This is a genomic window from Roseimaritima multifibrata, from assembly GCF_007741495.1.
Lineage (GTDB): Bacteria > Planctomycetota > Planctomycetia > Pirellulales > Pirellulaceae > Roseimaritima > Roseimaritima multifibrata.
The window spans coordinates 1,455,410-1,472,941 of the sequence record NZ_CP036262.1 but is presented as its reverse complement, the minus strand read 5'-3'; the positions used below and the strand labels follow the sequence as shown (position 1 = coordinate 1,472,941).

General features: G+C 53.9%; 16 protein-coding genes. 3 read left to right on the top strand and 13 right to left on the bottom strand.

The features are described 5' to 3' along the window. Positions 1-207 precede the first annotated feature (207 nt). The gene (locus tag FF011L_RS05540) at positions 208-1,056 is read left to right on the top strand and encodes an Lpg1974 family pore-forming outer membrane protein (RefSeq protein WP_145350680.1); all 849 of its coding nucleotides are present in this window, start codon (positions 208-210) and stop codon (positions 1,054-1,056) included. A gap of 225 nt (positions 1,057-1,281) precedes the next feature. Here FF011L_RS05540 and FF011L_RS26180 read toward each other — a convergent pair whose 3' ends face one another. The 9 genes from FF011L_RS26180 to FF011L_RS05495 form a co-directional block, all read right to left on the bottom strand. Next, the gene (locus FF011L_RS26180) at positions 1,282-2,193 is read right to left on the bottom strand and encodes a hypothetical protein (RefSeq protein WP_218933028.1); all 912 of its coding nucleotides are present in this window, start codon (positions 2,191-2,193) and stop codon (positions 1,282-1,284) included. A gap of 75 nt (positions 2,194-2,268) precedes the next feature. Further along, on the bottom strand, positions 2,269-5,745 hold the full coding sequence (locus FF011L_RS05530) for an efflux RND transporter permease subunit (RefSeq protein ID WP_145350679.1): 3,477 nt from the start codon (positions 5,743-5,745) through the stop codon (positions 2,269-2,271). Positions 5,746-5,757: 12 nt separating this feature from the next. Then, positions 5,758-7,182, bottom strand: coding sequence for an efflux RND transporter periplasmic adaptor subunit (locus tag FF011L_RS05525; RefSeq protein ID WP_145350678.1), 1,425 nt, complete (start codon positions 7,180-7,182; stop codon positions 5,758-5,760). Between the two features lie 163 nt (positions 7,183-7,345). Continuing rightward, entirely contained in the window at positions 7,346-7,804 is a 459-nt protein-coding gene (locus tag FF011L_RS05520; protein WP_145350677.1) for a hypothetical protein, read from the bottom strand. 114 nt (positions 7,805-7,918) lie between these two features. Beyond that, a complete protein-coding gene (locus FF011L_RS05515) occupies positions 7,919-8,770 on the bottom strand; it encodes a LicD family protein (protein WP_145355025.1) in 852 nt (283 codons plus the stop codon). A gap of 201 nt (positions 8,771-8,971) precedes the next feature. After that, positions 8,972-9,715 carry an NAD(P)H-hydrate epimerase gene (locus FF011L_RS05510; protein ID WP_145350676.1) on the bottom strand — a complete coding sequence of 248 codons (744 nt, stop codon included), beginning with the start codon at positions 9,713-9,715 and terminating at the stop codon, positions 8,972-8,974. Between the two features lie 152 nt (positions 9,716-9,867). After that, positions 9,868-10,215 carry a hypothetical protein gene (locus tag FF011L_RS05505; protein WP_145350675.1) on the bottom strand — a complete coding sequence of 116 codons (348 nt, stop codon included), beginning with the start codon at positions 10,213-10,215 and terminating at the stop codon, positions 9,868-9,870. After that, positions 10,215-11,351 (bottom strand): DUF1559 domain-containing protein, encoded by a 1,137-nt coding sequence (locus tag FF011L_RS05500; RefSeq protein WP_145350674.1) that lies wholly within the window; start codon positions 11,349-11,351, stop codon positions 10,215-10,217. The genes FF011L_RS05505 and FF011L_RS05500 overlap by 1 nt, the downstream gene beginning before the upstream one ends. A gap of 118 nt (positions 11,352-11,469) precedes the next feature. Next, entirely contained in the window at positions 11,470-11,706 is a 237-nt protein-coding gene (locus FF011L_RS05495) for a hypothetical protein (RefSeq protein ID WP_145350673.1), read from the bottom strand. Between the two features lie 82 nt (positions 11,707-11,788). On the opposite strand from FF011L_RS05495, the gene mntR reads away from it, so the two are divergent. Next, positions 11,789-12,259, top strand: a complete 471-nt coding sequence (mntR, locus tag FF011L_RS05490) for a manganese-binding transcriptional regulator MntR (RefSeq protein WP_315851721.1) — start codon at positions 11,789-11,791, stop codon at positions 12,257-12,259. Positions 12,260-12,402: 143 nt separating this feature from the next. Here mntR and FF011L_RS05485 read toward each other — a convergent pair whose 3' ends face one another. Next, positions 12,403-12,699 (bottom strand): hypothetical protein, encoded by a 297-nt coding sequence (locus tag FF011L_RS05485; protein ID WP_145350671.1) that lies wholly within the window; start codon positions 12,697-12,699, stop codon positions 12,403-12,405. Between the two features lie 177 nt (positions 12,700-12,876). After that, positions 12,877-13,872: a DUF1559 domain-containing protein gene (locus tag FF011L_RS05480; protein WP_145350670.1), complete on the bottom strand. Its 996-nt coding sequence runs from the start codon at positions 13,870-13,872 to the stop codon at positions 12,877-12,879. A 995-nt stretch (positions 13,873-14,867) separates the two neighbouring features. On the opposite strand from FF011L_RS05480, the gene FF011L_RS05475 reads away from it, so the two are divergent. Beyond that, entirely contained in the window at positions 14,868-15,695 is an 828-nt protein-coding gene (locus tag FF011L_RS05475; protein WP_145350669.1) for an alpha/beta hydrolase, read from the top strand. Positions 15,696-15,716: 21 nt separating this feature from the next. Here the strand turns inward: FF011L_RS05475 and FF011L_RS05470 are convergent, their stop codons facing one another. Then, positions 15,717-16,307 (bottom strand): HAD family hydrolase, encoded by a 591-nt coding sequence (locus FF011L_RS05470; protein WP_145350668.1) that lies wholly within the window; start codon positions 16,305-16,307, stop codon positions 15,717-15,719. Positions 16,308-16,342: 35 nt separating this feature from the next. Then, positions 16,343-17,527, bottom strand: a complete 1,185-nt coding sequence (locus FF011L_RS05465; protein WP_145350667.1) for an amino acid aminotransferase — start codon at positions 17,525-17,527, stop codon at positions 16,343-16,345. Positions 17,528-17,532 lie beyond the last annotated feature (5 nt).

The following is a 17,532-nucleotide window of genomic DNA, read 5'->3' as shown; positions in this document are numbered from 1 at the left end:
CCCAGTGAGCCTCCGCGAACCCTCTACCGAGGCACTTTCCAGGCCGTTGTCAGATTTTAACCATTGGCGATGTTCTAACGATCGCGGGCATTGCACTACGCCGCGATTTCGCAGTGCACAAACACACACCAATGCGTCGACCTTGCTAGAGCTCAAAGCGTCAGGTGTACCGGCGCAAATGACCCCAACGAACAACGGAATGTCGCAATGAAGAAGCTATTTTTTTCAACGATTCTATCTATCGGCATGTTGTGCGGAGTTGCAGCACAGGCCGACGAAACGACTCAGCCTGTCAGTTTCAAAGAAGCGTTGAATGCTGTTGACGAACCCATTCAACTGGTCAACCACGCGGACTACGACGTCTGCGAAGGGCACTGCAGACCACATCGGAGCGGAGACTGGTCGGCGACGTTCGAACTGCCGTTGTTGTCACTGTACGCCAATCACGGTGCCGGTGGCGGTGGAGGCCGATGGTTTGACGATTTCGACACCCAAGCAGGCTTCCGACTACAAGCTGGCTATGAAGGCGCGCACGGTTTGGGACTTCGCGGCCGCTTCTTCAAATACGATACCGACGGCGGAGCTCCCAATGAGTATTTCGATGTGCGGATGTATGACATCGAGGGAACCAGCCGCCTGAAACTACACAACTGGAATTTCTTGGGTTCGGGTGGTATCCGCTGGGGATCGATCGATTTCACCGACGAAAATGCTTCCGGAGCGCGTTCATTGGATGGCGTGGGCTTCACATTGAACGGAGAAGCACGTCGTTCGATCAGCAACCGATTGGGCTTCTATGCCGGAGCTCGCTATAGCGCACTGTACGGCAAAATGAACGCACCGGCGAACTCCATCGACAACTCTGTCGTGCCCATCACCGAAATGCGTTTGGGACTGGACTACAGCCGCAATCTTGGTCGCGGTGTCAAAATGGTCGCAGCAGTCGGTTTCGAGCACCAACAATACAGCAGCTTAAGCGTAGTGCCAGGCATCGATCCCGAAGATGTCGACGTGGCCCTAGCTGGCCCTGTCTTCTCGTTGACTCTGTTGCGTTAAACGCTCCCTCGAAGGCTTTTCTCCCCAAGTGCTTCGAACGGTTAACTTCAGAACAAGAGCCCACGGTCATGGACCGTGGGCTCTTTTGCGTTTGGCAATCGAGGGATTCTTTCGCCAAGGCCTGATGAGGTGGTGCCCATCGTGACAATCATCCAGCCGGAACCACCGTCTGGCGACGGTAGCTACGGTGATGACGCAACTACGCTGGGCAGAGCGTAGCAAGACCTATTCAACGTCCACTGGGACGTCGAATGTTACGGGCTCGCCATCCGCGACGACGATGCGGTAGCGGAGGATGACTTTTGCGACTCCAGCGGGAATTGCGAGGGCTCCTTGTGCGTAGTGAGCCGGTTCCGCCTTCGTGGCCGGTTCGTAAACGGTGGCGACTTCTTTTGCCAAAACGGTTTCACCATCCGCACTTACCAAGGCATTAAAGACTTTGGCGTCGGCGACAGGTTTTCCGCCGCGGACAATCGATACGGCGGGCTCGACTTCTTCACCTGCGTGCAGATGTTGTCCGTGGTGCCCAAGCTGAATCAGCAACCCGGAATGCTTCTTTGGCTCGCCTTCCCAGACCAATGCATCATCCCCAGCGTGCGAATGTGCATGCTCGCCATCGTCATGGGCTTCCTCTTCAAAATCACCGGAGAACGGGGTTCCGTCGATGACGCCAACAATTGTTCCCGAGTACTCTTTGACGACAGAAAGTTTCTCGTGAGTGCCGACGAACCGCGACGTTTCACCTGCGGGGTCTCCTTCCTGAGGGGCCGCGGCGAGCGTGAGCTGTAGGACAGGATCACTGATACTCAGATCGATCGATTTAGTGTCGACCAGGACCGGGGACTTTTCGTCCGATCCGAGGATATAGACAGTCGCTTCTTGTTTATCGTGATCGACGGTAAATTCGACGTGGTACTCTCCGCCACCCCAATCGACCACAGTGCCGCCGTGCGGGCCTGCCATGTGCCCATCATGGGCAGCGTGTGCGGTTCCATCGGCATGAACATGGCTTCCTTCCTCAGACGCTGCAGAACCGGAGCCCGCCGGATCCGCTTTGGGTTCCTCTTGCTTTTTACAACCAGTGAATCCGATGAGCCCACAAAAAATGATCGAGCATGTGATGGCAGAGAGTTTCATTAAAAATTCCTTAAGTGTTCGGCAGACAATTTCTGACGCAGGCAAAGACAAAATAGTGACGGTACGACGGTTGGCCTATTTCATTCCAAATTCATCATCCTCCGTTTCAAGCGTGGCAAGTCGAGCGGCATCCTTGCCAGAGAATTTCCAGAAGAATCCTGGGTGAATCAGAAATTCACAGAAGGTCGATGTTGCAAGCCCGCCGAGGATTACGGTGGCGACGGGATACAAAATTTCACGCCCCGGCTCTTGCCCACCCAGCACAAGTGGTATGAGACCGATACCGGCTGTCAACGCGGTCATCAACACAGGTGCAAGCCTTTCCAGACTGCCTCGCAAAACCATTTCCTCTGTAAAGTCCTCTCCTTCTTCTTTCATTAGGTGAAAGTAGTGAGTCACCAACAAGATACCGTTGCGTACCGCGATGCCCCCAAGCGAGATGAACCCAACCAGACTTGCCACCGTCAGACTTTGCTGGGTGATCACCAGTGCCATCACGCCGCCGATAAACGCTGTGGGAAGTGCATTTAAGATTTGCAGCACAATGCGAATCGAGGGAAACAAGATCAACAGCACCACAAACATCCCGATCACCGAAACTCCGGCCAACACAACTATCATTCGCGTCGCCCGTTGCTGGCTTTCGAATTGGCCTCCATATTCAATGAAATAGCCTACCGGCATTTCAACCTGGTTACCAATACGGTTCTTAATATCATTGACGGCGCCCGCTAAATCGCGGCCTTCGGTGTTACAGCGAATCACGATCCGGCGGCGTGCGTTTTCGCGATTGATCGAATTCGGTCCGGTTCCGACCCCGACATCCGCGACTTCACGAAGTTCGATCTGTCCTCGATCTGGTTGCCCCTCACGGTCGGGCAAATCGATTCGAAGCCGATCCAGGTTTGCATAATCCGTGCGATACTCTTCCTCCAGACGGACGAGTAAATCGAACCGCCGCTGGCCTTCCAAGACTTGAGAAACGACCTCCCCCTGTAACGCCGTCTGCAAAACGTCTGCGACATACTGGCGAGTCACTCCATGCAACGCTAGATCGTCAGCGCGAAGTGCGATGTGCAGCTCAGGCGTCTCTTGAATGGGTTCCACGATCGGCGGCGTGATTCCTGGCACGTCCTGAATGGTCGCTTTAACCTGCTCGGCGACACGCTGCAGGGTATCCAGGTCGTCGCCGTGAATCTTGATCGCAATCTGAGCGTAAACGCCCGAGATCATATGGCTGATCAAGTGGGCCAATGGCTGTTCGACTTCGATGTCCACTCCAGGAGCTTCGTCACTAATTTTTTCACGAAGGGTCGCCAGAATCTGCTCCCGTTCGGTCGGCGATTCGGGATTCATACTAAGAATGTATTCGCCAAAGTTCACCGGAGAAGCATGCTCGTCCATTTCAGCGCGCCCCGTACGACGAACGAAATGCAAAATTTCCCCCGTCGGATTATCAGCGTTTTTTTGCATCGATTGAAAGACCAAATCAATCGCCCCCGAAACTTCATTGGAAGCATCCAAGGATGACCCCGGCGGCAGCGTCACGTTTACCTGAATGCTTCCTTCATCAAAAGGAGGCAAAAAGTTTCGCCCTAACATCGACATTTGCCACGCAGCCAATGCAACGGCCAACCATGTCAACACAAACAGCGTTCGCGGCATCGCCATACTTAGGCGGATCATGTGGGTCACGATCGCCTTTAACCCATGCAACAGAAAGCCGTCTCCTTCATGGTGCGTCGCACGCGAATTCGGTAGCAGGTAGTAAGAAAGGACCGGCGTGACGGTCATCGACACGACAAATGACGAAAGGATCGAAACGATATAGGCGAACCCCAGCGGCGAAAACAAGCGACCTTCCACGCCTGACAAAGCAAACAGAGGCATGAAAGAAAGGATCACAACCGCGGTTCCAAACACGATCGAAGTCCGAATCTCTTTGCTCGCTTCAAAAGTAATCAGTAGGGGTGACTTCTGCTTTTCAAGCGGCAGGCGATTGTTCTGTTTAAGCCGTCGAAAGATATTTTCCACATCGACAATTGCGTCGTCGACTAATTCGCCCATCGCCACGGCGATCCCGCCCAACGTCATCACATTGATTGACAGTTCACTACCACTTAGCCAACCGATCACACGAAAAGTCAGAGTGGTCAGGACAAGCGATAGCGGGATTGCGGTTAACGTTATAAAAGTCGTGCGAAAGTTCAGCAGGAACAAAAACAGCACGATGATGACCAGCACCGCTCCGATCGCAAGCGCTTCGGCAACATTAAAGATACCCCGGTCAATAAAGTTCCTCAGTCGAAACAGTTCCGAATTGACAACGATATCGGCGGGCAGGGATGCTTCGACTTCGTCAAACGCTGCTGCAATTGCGTCACTCAGTTCGCGTGTATCGACATGAGGCTGTTTGACGGTTGTGAAAACGATACCAGGATGCCCATCGACGCTGCCGTCACCACGCTTGATCTGCGGCCCCTCGATGACTCGAGCAACCTGTTCCAGCAAAACGGCACGTTTCGGATGGTTACCGACGGGGACTTTCTTCAGGTCTTCGATCACAACGCGTGACTCTGGCCCCAACCGTCCTAGAATACGAATCGGCCGCTCGGTTTCCCCCGTAACGGCGAAGCCGCCGCTGGTATTGATGTTACTGGATCGCAGTGCCTGTTCGACGTCCTGCACGGTGACATCGTATTCGAGCAATGCAGTGGGATCGATCAGAATCTGGTACTGCTTGCGATCTCCGCCAAGCATAAAGACCTCGGCCACTCCGGTTACTTTCAACAACCGCGGACGAATGATCCAGTCCGCGACGGTTCGCAGTTCCAGCTGCTGTTTTGCGTCGCTGTAAAAATAAGCGTCGTAAGTTTTCCCATCGATTCGGATTGCAGCGGTTCCGACGGTGGACTTTTGGAGCCGAGCGTCAGTACTGGGATCCTGTTCCCACTGAATTTCCTGTGTTGAAACTTTCTTCCAGCTTGCGAAATCATGGCGATCGCCTGGATTCCAAATGGCGAACTGCATGTTCTTTTTTCCAGCGCGGACCATTTCGGCCATCATTTCCGTATTGCCGACCTGAACCAATCGTCCACCGCCAGGCCCCCTTTGCCGGTAAATCCCCGCGACAATAATCTGCCCCATGATCGAAGAAGGAGGAGTCATCTGCGGTCGAATTCCATCCGGCAAAATACCTTCAAGTGTCGACAAGCGTTCTTGCACGGTTTGGCGAGCCGCACGAATTTCGGTGGACCAATCGAATTCGATATAGATCACATTCAACCCGGCTGTCGATTGACTGCGAACTGCCTGAACCCCATTGGCTCCCATCAGAGCAATCTCAATCGGCTGCGTCACCAGTGTTTCGACTTCCTCCGTTGCTAATCCAGGAGCTTCGGTAATGATGACAACACGAGGACGATCCAGGTCGGGGAAAACGTCAATCGACATCTGCGTCGCCAGATACGATCCGTAGACCAGCACAAACAGACTGACCACGACGACCAGCATGCGATATCGCAGCGAGAACTTAATGATTGCATCCAGCATGATTGGTTTTCCTTAGTGGGCCGCATGGGTGGTGCCATCGGCATGCACATGCACCCCGGGTTCTTGTCCGCCAGTGGACTGTGACTTTAAGACCCGATTCAGCGAAGCCGCCGAATTCTGTGCCAGGAAAGCTCCCGCAGTGATGCCGCCATCATTGGCAAGCACAACCGATCGCCGGTCCTCGTGCAGAACATGAACAGGAATCTGCTTAAACAGATCGCCGTTCTGGCGAAATACGTATGCCTCGGGCCCCTCTCGCACGACGGCCTCGGCAGGCAGCACAAACACGTTATCGAACTTTTCGACCGGGACATGAATCCGAGCACGTTGTCCTGGGCGAAAACGCCAGACAAGGAAAACACGCCCTTCGTCGCCATACGATCGGGATTGATTTGACAACGGGACGTAGAAATCAAACGTCCGACTGTTCGTATCGATCGAATTCGATAGATGTCGAATTTTGAAGGTCTGCTGCAGTTCTGGCCAACCGCCCTGGTCATCTTCGGCGAACTCAATTTCGACGGGGCGTCGTTCCTGTGCTGCCAGTTCAAGAAACGTCGCCTCTCTCTTAAAAGCGTGACCGACGATATAAAGCATTTGGTGATTGGAAAGATTCGCAAGTAATTGCCCCGCTTGCACCTGCTGCCCAAGTTCGACAGCTAATTCCTGAACCTCATATGCAATCGGCACCTCCTGCACCAATTCGCTGACCTGATGAACCTGTTGAATTTTTTCGACAGGCTGAACATCGGTGAACTTATCGAAATCACGCACCGGTGGCGCGACAACTTCGACGGTCGAGACAAACGTCCCCGCTTCGATCTGTTGGACTTGCTGGGGTGTCAGGCCACGCGTCAACAGCTCTTGCCGCGCCGCTTGTATCAATGTGTTTTGGCGACTAATTTCGCTTTGCAATTCAATCGTTTTGGCCCCCGACACGGCCCCCGTACGAACGGCTGCCGCCAAGCGATCGATTTCGGCTTGGACAATGACGGTTTCCTGCCGTGCTTTGAACAACTGAGTCTGAGTGGCTTGCAGATATTCGCTGAACAAACGGATCGAAAACAGTGGTTCCCCCGGTCGCATCGTATCGCCGGGAAAGGCATGAATCGCCGTGACGACTCCGACCGCTGGCGAGGTGACACCGCGATCCGAAAGCCCCGGTCGATCCGCAACTTCCCCCGGAATCACGATCGTCCGCCAGTAAGATTGCGGACGCGCCGCTTTGGAGACCAGTGCAAGGTTCCTACGAGCCTGCTCGCTGATCTCAAGCACCGTTTGTTTTTCCACCGACGCCTTCCTCGGATTATCATCCGTCGCTTCGGCTGTTTCTTGTTGCGGAAACAACTGCTCGCGGTACGTCCACCCCGCAAACAAAACGGCGAGCACAATCACCGGCCCTAGCAATGATCTGGCAATCGAAACCAATCGATTCATTTTACGAGTCCTGTCCGAAAAAGCATGCAACACCCATCGCGCATCGATGAACCGGGCGCGCAAACGCGAACGTTCAAGATGTCTCAAGGAAAAACCTAGAAAGGTAAAATCACCGATACAGATACGCGGCATCTAGATAGCCGTGAATCGGTGAACCGGCCTGCTACAACCGAAGCGACGCAGTGAGAAGATAGATCGGTAGCCTGCCGTAGTGATCGACCGGTTCGTCCCACCTGCCTATCGAGCATGAATCAAGGTCAAGCGAGAAAGCAAGCGAGCCCCAAACACTTGGAACCGATGCGACCGTTGGAGCAGCGGTTGTACGGATTGTCGTCCAGTCCGTATCGGCGATATAAATCGCCCCAAAATCATGATCAACGGGAGCCGTTAGAACCAGAGTCGCCGAAGCCGGTGCGCTCTCTGGTGCAGTATGATCACCGGCATGATGATGTTCGCCAGCGGCATGATGGTTGTGTCCGTCATGATGCCCAGAAGACACATGAATATGCGGACGATATGCGTCCCCGTGCGCTTCATCCACACCAACCCCAGCATGCGAATGAGGCAAAATGTGCCCCAGCATGAACAAAGGAATCAGTAGCAGCGAGAGAATACGGTTCATTAATATCGACGTCACAAAAGACCTATTAGACCAGTGTTCAGCTTAACCGCTTGTCTTTCTCAGGGACAGGTCGCTTTTAGGCTCCCCCAAAAAATCGACATTGAACAGCGAACCTTATCTCGCCTGCAGAAAGAAAGGTTTTGTGGGGTCACGATACGGGGAGGTCGAATCCTTGCGGATGAGAATCTCTGGTTCCCACTGATCCCAAAAGAGAACCATTCCGTGATCTCCGATTTTTTCATATCGCCCTTCGTCGCTGTTCGGTCGGCACATCCGCCCATCGGAAAAGAAGTGGACGGGCCCTGCCCATTGAGGGTGCTCCCCATGGCAGACCTCCACTAAAGTCGCATCCGAATCACTGACATCGACATTGAACATCTGAAAATCTTTCGCCAAGTCTGCGATCCGGCGCCGCTCCGATGGCTCGTCATACGAGCGTTCCATGCGATGGCCATAGTCACTGGAGGAGGGCTGGCTGTTCCAGTAGGGGTAAACCTGGTTAAGCAGCAATTCGGGCGACCTGGGAACAGGAAGTTGCAGCGGACCAAACGGGATGTCCTGTAAAGGCAGCACGTCTGATTTTTCAACAACGGCAAACTTGCGATGATACATGTACTCGACGATTATCGTCGTGGAAGTTTCATCGTAGAGCGTGATGTCAGCGAATGGCCATGTCCACGGATGATTCGTATGGTACAAGGCAAGGCTGGGATTCCAAATCTTGGCAAGAAAAGGTCCCAACCGGCAAAACTTCCAACCACTTTCCGCCGCAGCTGCAATCAGTTCAGGCAGTTTCTCACGGGGAAAGGCAACGTCCAGGTCGTCATCCCAGGGGATCACATCATGATGCCTCCACGCTCCCAAAAGCGTCCCATGCGAAAGCCACCAAGGGTGACCAAGCGAATCAAGCAGGCGACCACATTCGCTCACGACGTTGTACAAGGCCTGCTTTTCTTGGTCATTCATTCGAGTAACGAACATAAGCACCCCATCCCAAATCACAAGAGATTTCGCACCCACCAGAATTGCCGATCCGAATTCTACAGCAAGCGAATGATTCTACGGCAAGCGAATGATTCTACGGCAAGCGAATGCAAACCAAGCCTACTCCCTCGGCGAAGCAGAATCCAGCGTGAAGGATTCGCAACTTATAGCAAACGGAGCATGCTAGTTCGCCTTGTCGGTCCCGCACACCGCATCTAGCAACTTCTGTGGGACACCAATCGGAACCACCACAACCTCCCCTAACCAACGCTTAGCACTTGGCTGGAGAAACCCTGTTTTTGCCGCAACAAATGTTATCGTTCGCTCGGCCAAAAAGCAGATGCCATCCGCTTTGCCGCTGTTCGCATCCAGTCCACTGGGAATGTCCAGTGCGACGCGAAGTGCAGGCAATTGGTTTGCCACTTCCACCGCCGAAGCGTAAGGTTCGCGCAGCGGACCATTCGCGCCTGTTCCAACCATCGCATCGACAACACAACTCGCGTCCCGAGCCGACAGCTCCGCTGGAATTTGATCGGGCGTAAGAAGGACCGTTGTGGGAATGTCCGCTAACTGAGCGATTTCCCAGTTAGCCGCGGCGTCTCCAGTCAACTTCTCGGGATCGGCCAACTGGAAAATTTCTACGGTATGCCCCATGGTCTGCAGATGCCTAGCGACGACGTATCCGTCGCCGGCATTATTTCCCGCACCACACAAAACGACGGTCTCACCAGTCATTCGCTTCAGTTCACTGGGTGAATCGCCAAACGGGTCTCTCTTAGCGGCCAGCCAGCGATCGATATATTCGGCAGCCCCGCGGCCCGCATTCTCCATCAAGACCAGACCACTCATCTTGTATCGCTCCATCGCGATGCGATCAATCGAACGAATGGTTTCGACATCCAGTGCTTCAAAAGAAGAATATTGCATTCGACCTAACACCTAAGCTTGCCTTTCGCAGCGATGACCACGGGACCACGCTGCGAGGAATGAACATTGCGTATGATTGGAACGAACCGCGTCTAAACGATTCACACCTCTATGATAACGCTGCCACAAGCAACGCTAAAGCGTTCAAGGCGTCAACGTTTCACTTGGCTGTCCAGCAGAAGCCGGCAATCCGCGGTCGCCTGCTGCCAATGCCCCTCCCGGCCGTCCTCGATAATACGTTGCATCGCTTTCACTGCCGCGTCGACCTGACCGCTTTCCTCAAGCGAAGCCTCCAGAAGGAGCTCGATTTGATCAAGTCCCGCATCGCTCCGTTGATTGCAAATCCGGTAAAGTGCAATCGTGGTCGCATACTGATTGTCGTCAAGCTTGACCGGTGGTCGACTTAGCCACCAAATGGCCGCGACACCAACAAGAAGCACGCATACGACCAGTCGCCATGGCACTTCGGACAATTGGGAACTAAGAGAATCATTTGACATTAAAGACGCTCCCAGTCGATGACTTCGTGCTCATCCATACTGGACAGTTCGGCCCAGAGATACAGATCCACAACTTCGCTGACAAACCGAACGGAACCGTCGCCCATACCGATGTAGCCCCCGCCGGGATGTTCTGAAAACATCTGCCCGACGTGATAGGTCGGAAAGTTAATGGGGTGAATGATCGGGCTGCCTGTGATATCTAATTCACCGCCCGATGGACCTGCATGAACCAAGGTGAGCGTCGCCGCGGCATCATAGCCATTCTCAGGTGACAAGAACCGTGGATGGACGTATGCCCCTGGCACGACCCCAACCCAAGTTTTATCGCTGAGCGACGAGCTATGTTCACCAAAGAAAATGGTATTGGTCAAGCCATCGGTCACATCACGAAAGCGAGTTTTTGAATTGCGATAGAAAGGCCCATCGGCGACACGTCCCGCATCGCCATCGATCGCCACGATTTTCGTTTCCGACGTGTAGATGTTTGTAAAAACTTCGCCGGTTGCCACACTGCCGCATTCCCCCCAACAGCTTTCCTGCCCATGGCTGGCAACATAATGACTGCGTCCCACTTCCACCGAATGCCCATCGATGATTAAGGGGCCTCCGGAAGCGTTGGCAATCGTGAACGGCGAATCTTTGCCGCTGGAACTAGGGCAAAGAAACATCGGAATGGTAGAGGCAATTGCGTGGGAATTGACGACCGACCAAAGGGGACGCTCCATCTGCAAATGGTCCGCGATCGTCGTCCCTTCGGCAAAAGGCAGAATGGCGGCTCCCCATCCCCAACCGGGACCAGCGTCCCACGTGACCGCGTCCATCATAACATTCGCAGGTGCAACGCCATTGCTGGTTGGATACGATACGTAACCGGCCGGCAACCGGTTGAAGGTTGAATGATAGTTCTGGATCGCCAGCCCCACTTGCCGCAAATTGTTACTGCAAGAAACTTTACGAACGGCTTCGCGTGCCGCTTGCACCGCAGGGAGCAACAACCCCACCAGCACTCCGATCACGGCAATCACAACCAACAGTTCAACCAATGTGAACCCAACTCGAAAACACTTTGGCCGGGTTTGCGGAGCGAACTGCAAGACAGGTGGAACTTTGCGATGTTCATGGGCAACAATCATTTCATTCCCTATACAAAACGAACGAGCAAAAGTTAGCCGAAGCTAACTCGAAAGTCAAACAAAAGACCGCAGCGAAATCGCTCGGCCCTAAAGTTAGCCAGAGCTAACTTTAGGGATATTAGGTGCGATGCCCGGCGAGGTAAAGGGGTATGCCGACAAAAGTGACACGGAGGATGGCGGGCAGACCGGAGCGGCGACAGTCCACTAAGGCACATCGACTGGCGACGGACGCTACGACCGTGAGGGTGAGCGCAGGGTATCGCCAGGTTGCCGGAACCAGTGGCGGTGTCACCGCCGGCAGTGTGACGGGGGATCCAGCGGCGACGTAACGCTGGCAAGACAAAGGGTTTACCACGGTATCAAAATCGTTTATGAATAATCCGGCTGGCGACTTTTCGCTCACCCACCAATGTCCCCCTTCTGCAGCTTTACGCTGAATCCCGAACCAACTTGCCCGTTACCCCCCTTCCTCTTCCCTGCGAGCTTCAGCGTTGACCAACCGAGTCCACAAACGTACGCGAGACGATCACGCCAGCGAGGTTGCCGAAGACTACGTGGAAGCGATCGGAGACAAGATCGCCGCGAACGGGGTTTGCCGATCGATGGATTTGGTGCAAGAGTTTTCGGTGACCCATGCAACGGTCAACAATACGGTTGCGAGATTGCAGCGTGACGGACTGGTGACAACCCAGCCGTACCAGCCGATCGAACTGACCGCCGCAGGAAAACGGCTCGCCACTGCCGCTAGGAAGCGGCATGAAATCGTCAAATCCTTTCTGGAAGCGATGGGCGTCAGCTCGCGTACCGCGGCGATCGACAGCGAAGGGATCGAACATCACGTCAGCAAAGAAACGCTCCAAGCAATGAAAAAGATCCTAAAAAATGGCTGGCCCGCAACAGAACGCTGAATTTCGCGGCGACATACCTCGCTAGCATGGCTCTCAAGAAGCACACAAGGCTGACGTCACTCAACAAAACAAGCCGCCCCGTAAACGGCGCGGCTTGTTCGATAAACGGAAAAACAGTTCGACAAAGATTGGCAAGAGAGCGATTATTTCTCTAGAGCGATCGTCGTACTATTTTCACCTTCTTTAACTTCGACTTCGATATCGGTGGTGTTCTCGTTCCAATACTTCTCAGGAACGGCAGAATCCGCAGACACAGGAATCGGCTGGCCATTCTCTTCCGGAGGCAAACTTCGCGGTGCCAAGTACGCCTTGTAGGTTCCGGTGTGCATTGGTTCGGCAATGGTAAAACTACCCCCCGCATCAATGTCAGCTCCGGCCGCCTGACCGCTATTCAGGTCGAGAAACATGATAGCCGCATTTTCGTAAGGTTCGCCATTCAAGGTGACATTTCCTTTCAGCGTTCCCTGGGGAATGCTTGGTGAACACCCGACGATTCCAACGGCAGTTACGGCAAAAAATAGGGAGGCAACCGGCATCAAAGAATGACAAAAAGTCTTCATTAGCAAATGATTAGCTTTCTACAACAAAGGAGTAAATGATAAAGAAAATGGCGATCCCTACGGTCGATCAAAAGGCTGCCCATCGTAGCGGCAACACATTTTCTTAAGCGTCAAGAAATCGACAGTCTCACTAAGAAACGAAACGCTTCCGTCCCCTAATGCGATTGAGATCCCCGAAGGGTGCATCGAATTGATCACCGTATTGTTGCGATACATTCGGTCGGTTGCACCGGTTTGAATGATATTGCTGTTCGGAGCAAAACGGACGCATGTGGTACCGGTTTGCCACAGGTCACCTGCACCAGCGCTAACCGGCTGACCGTGCCGGGAACCATGCCAGCCGCCATAGTAATTTGCACTGATGTGAGTTCCATTAACCAAGCCGGATTGGTCAGCAAGGACCATGGTGTTGGACAGACCATCGGTGCAGTCCCGCATCTTCGTCGCTTCGTTGACCAACATCATCCCATTGTCACTCGACCAGCCGTGCCCAAGGTCAGCGGTTCCGCGATTGGGGTCGAGACCAGGAACCGGACGAGCGGCCCCTTGGATGCCGACATAACTAATCACCAGAGTTGGCTTCACGTTATTGTTCGACACCGGTGCGATATCAAATTCCTTGATGGCCGAGGAGGGACAACGGAAGGTTGAAATCGTTAGCCCCTCGAGGACCTCATTGCCAAACAATGCGTTCGAGCCAGCTGCACCACCTGCCATAAAGGTGTAGGGAGCGGTCGACACGAACTGCAACTGGTCATACAGAGGTTGCTGTTCAATGTAGGGAAGGATCAGCGCACGCCAATTCGACCCACTGCTCGGCCAGGCAGTGCGCAAGTTGTACGACCCTGCCGGAAAAGTTCCCAGCGTGTCGTGGTAATTGTGCATCGCCAGCGACAAGTTCTTCATGTTGTTCGTGCAGCTCATCCGTCGAGCCGCTTCACGTGCCGCTTGAACGGCCGGCAATAACAGCCCTACAAGGACTCCAATAATTGCGATAACCACGAGCAATTCAACAAGTGTGAAAGCTCCCCTTTCCTGCTTAGAAACCCGCATAGAAAGCACCTCAAATAAATGAAAAAGAAACGGTTTATCCCTTGACAAAACAAACCAAACCCCAACTGCCCCACGCAAGCCGTTAGATAGGACCGACTGCTAAAAGTCAAGTTTTTTTCGGGAAGGATGAGGAAATCCCGGGAACTACCTGCAAGCCATTTGCGTCAGAACAGGTGCGCATTAGGCGGAGCCCCGCTGAAATACTTCCAGCAACGAAACCGCGAATGGAGCGCGTTCAATGAGCTTTCACCTGCAATTTGCAGGGCGAAAGCAAGGGTGAGCGCACGTACGTACCGAACGCCAACATTCCAAACCGAGACGTAGCACCACTCCGAAGAGGTGCGTTAGACGGCCCGAAAAACCCGCCTTAGCTGACGCAGAAAAAACTTCAAAAAAACACCAATTAATTGAGTACGGCCGCGTCTCGACGTAAATACGCATCCCTGGGCCGGTGCGATTCACAGGATTCCCCAGCCGCGCAACAGGGCGACTTTCCTTCGCCCCTTGGCGACCGGAAAGCATCGCCGCCCGGCATTGCCCTACCACTAGATCTCAGTGACAGCCCACACGAAGTCCGCCCCCGCAGAACGTGCGGTTTACAAGGCACGGACAGGTCGCCGGAACGACAACGGGACATTGTCCGAACTTGGCCCAAAAGGCTAAGCGGAGCCTCTAAATTCCAGTTGTGATAGCCCCCCTCGGCGCGGCGCAGCAAGGACCTGGCTTTTTCTCAAAAAATATAAGACAGCCATCAACCGCCTTGGGATGCGGGGCCGAACTTCTTGCTCGATTCCATGTAGAATGCCTTGCGGACGATCAGGAACAGGCATCGGCACCGTCCTTACGGACGAGCCCACGGTCCCAATTGTAGAATTGGCACTTACCCAATGTTTCTGCCCCCCCTTAACGCAAAGCTATAGAACTCTTCACAGAGATAGCTCACGCGTCTGCGATTCCCAAACATACTCACGAACAATCTGCAAAGAGGCACCACCATGCTAACCGACCGCAAATGCTTCATTTTCGTCGCACTGCTGATGATGTCGGCCGTTCCACTGTCTGCGGCCGAAGTCGAATATGAAACCAAAACCAACGTTCCATATCGCCCCGATTTGGCGGACGAATACGCCCAAGAACGTTGCGTACTGGACATTTATTTCCCAACAAACAAGCCCGATTTTGCGACCATCGTCTTTTTTCACGGAGGAGGCTTAAAGGCCGGCAACAAGTCGCTCCCGGCGCAACTAAAACGCAAAGGGTACTGTGTCGTCGCTCCCAATTATCGCTTGCATCCCAAAGTTAAAGCTCCGGTTTACATCGAGGATGCTGCGGCGGCGGTGGCGTGGGTGTTTAAGAACATCGAGGACTTCGGTGGCGACCCCTCCAAGATTTTCATCTCGGGAGCCTCCGCTGGCGGATACCTGACCAGCATGGTCGGCTTGGACAAACAATTGCTGGCGGCCCATGAAATCGACGCCAATGACATCGCGGGCCTGATCCCGTTAACCGGTCACGCGATCACTCACTTTACGGTGCGAGCCGAACGGAACATCCAAGGGACGCAACCGATCATCGACGAGTATGCACCGCTGTACCATGTCCGAGCGGACGCTCCATCGATGCTTTTGATCACCGGCGACCGTGAACTAGAAATGTTAGGACGCTACGAGGAAAATGCATATTTAATGCGGATGATGAAGGTTGCCGGACATAAACAGACACGGATTTTAGAACTGGGCGGATATGGCCATGGGATCAGCGAAGCCGCTTATCCGCTGCTACTAAAAGAAGTCAAGCGTGTCCTTGCCGCAAACAAGGACTAAACGCGTGCTTCGCCACTTCGCTTAATCGCAAAGCCGGATATCGATGCACTGCATCCCGGCTCGGCGAGCTGCCTCGACGCCAAGGTCTGCATCTTCGTAGACCAGGCATCTTTCCGGCGCGATATTAAGCTGCTGGGCAGCAAACAGAAAAACATCCGGTTCTGGCTTATGCTTTTCAGTATCTTCGGCGGTGACGACGCAGTTGAACAGTTGGCTGATCCCCAACTGTTCAAGAATCCGGGAGACCACCAGTCGCGTCCCTCCTGAAGCGACAGCCATCGGCATATTGCCGAACTGTTCACGAGCGATCTGAGCCACCGGTTCAATTGCCTGAACCCTATCCAATTGCTCGACGAACCGCTGTTCTTTCAATTCCGCCACAGCCATCGCATCGAGCGTTTTGCCATGCTCTTCCGCCAGCAAAGCGACGATGGAATGGCTAGGCCTGCCTCCCAACGAGTAAAACCGATCTTCGGGAAATGGAATATCGTGCTCGCCCATCGTCCGTTCCCAGGCCTCATAGTGAAGCGGCATGGTATCGGCCAATGTCCCGTCGCAATCAAAGATCAGCGCCAGCGGTGGTAAGTGGATTTTTGATGCGGATTCGGTCATTGGAAATCGCTTGCAGGGAGTGCAGGGTTTGAAAGTTAAAGAACGGCTGCGATAGCCGTAGCCAGTCGAGGCAGATTGTGCTCGGTCATCCCCGCAACGTTGATTCGTCCGCTACCGACGATGTAGACGCTGTGCTTCGAGCGAAGTTCATCGACTTGCATAGGATTCAGACCGCTAAAGGAGAACATGCCGTTCTGCTGTAGTAAGAATTGAAAATCACGGTTAACGCCCGCCGTTTTCATCTGCTGAACGAACCGGGTTCGCATGCCTGCAATTCGGTTTCGCATTTCCGTCAACTCGGTTTCCCAAGTTTCCGTCAGCTGCGGGTCCTGCAGAATCGTCGCGACAATCGTGGCACCATGGCGTGGTGGATTGCTGTAATTCGTTCGCACCAGTCGCTTCAGCTGGCTAAGCGCCGCGGAGGCCGCAGCAGGTTCCTGAGCCACCAGAGTCAGGGCTCCAACCCGTTCGCTATACAGTCCAAAGTTCTTCGAAAAGGAGCTGCAAACAAGAATTTCGGGACAGGTTTCGACCAGGATCCGCAGTCCCTCGGCGTCTTCCTGCAAGCCCTGCCCAAATCCTTGGTAGGCGAAGTCCACAATCGGAAGCAGCTTCTGTGCCTTTAATAGTTCGGCGATCTGCCGCCACTGATCGGCAGTCGGATCGACGCCCGTGGGATTATGGCAACAGGCGTGCAGGAGCACCGCGTCGCCTGGAACGGGTCCCGAAGAAAGATCCTCTAGCAGGGCGTCAAAATCCAGACCGGTGCGATCGCCATTTAAATACCGATACTGCTCCGTGGCGACTCCTGCGGAATGGAAGATCGCCGGATGGTTGGCCCATGTCGGATTCGAAATCCAGACCTTGCTACCGGCAAACTGTGATCCCACAAATTCTCCGGCGATCCGAACCGCTCCGGTCCCACCGGGGGTTTGCAGGATCGCAAGTCGCTTTCGATCGATCTGGTCGGCAAACAACATCTTGGCAACTTGGTCGCAATAACCCGGCAGGCCGTCGATCCCTAAATAGGATTTCGACGTTTGCGTTTCCAAGATTTTTTGCTCCGCTTCTTTTACCGCGCGCAAGACCGGCGTCTGGCCGTTGGCGTCTTTATAGACACCGACGCTCAGATTGATTTTTTCAGGATTGGTATCCTGCTGAAAAGCATCCGTAAGCCCAAGGATGGCATCGGGTGGAGCGATAGCAATGGTTTCGAACATAGCCG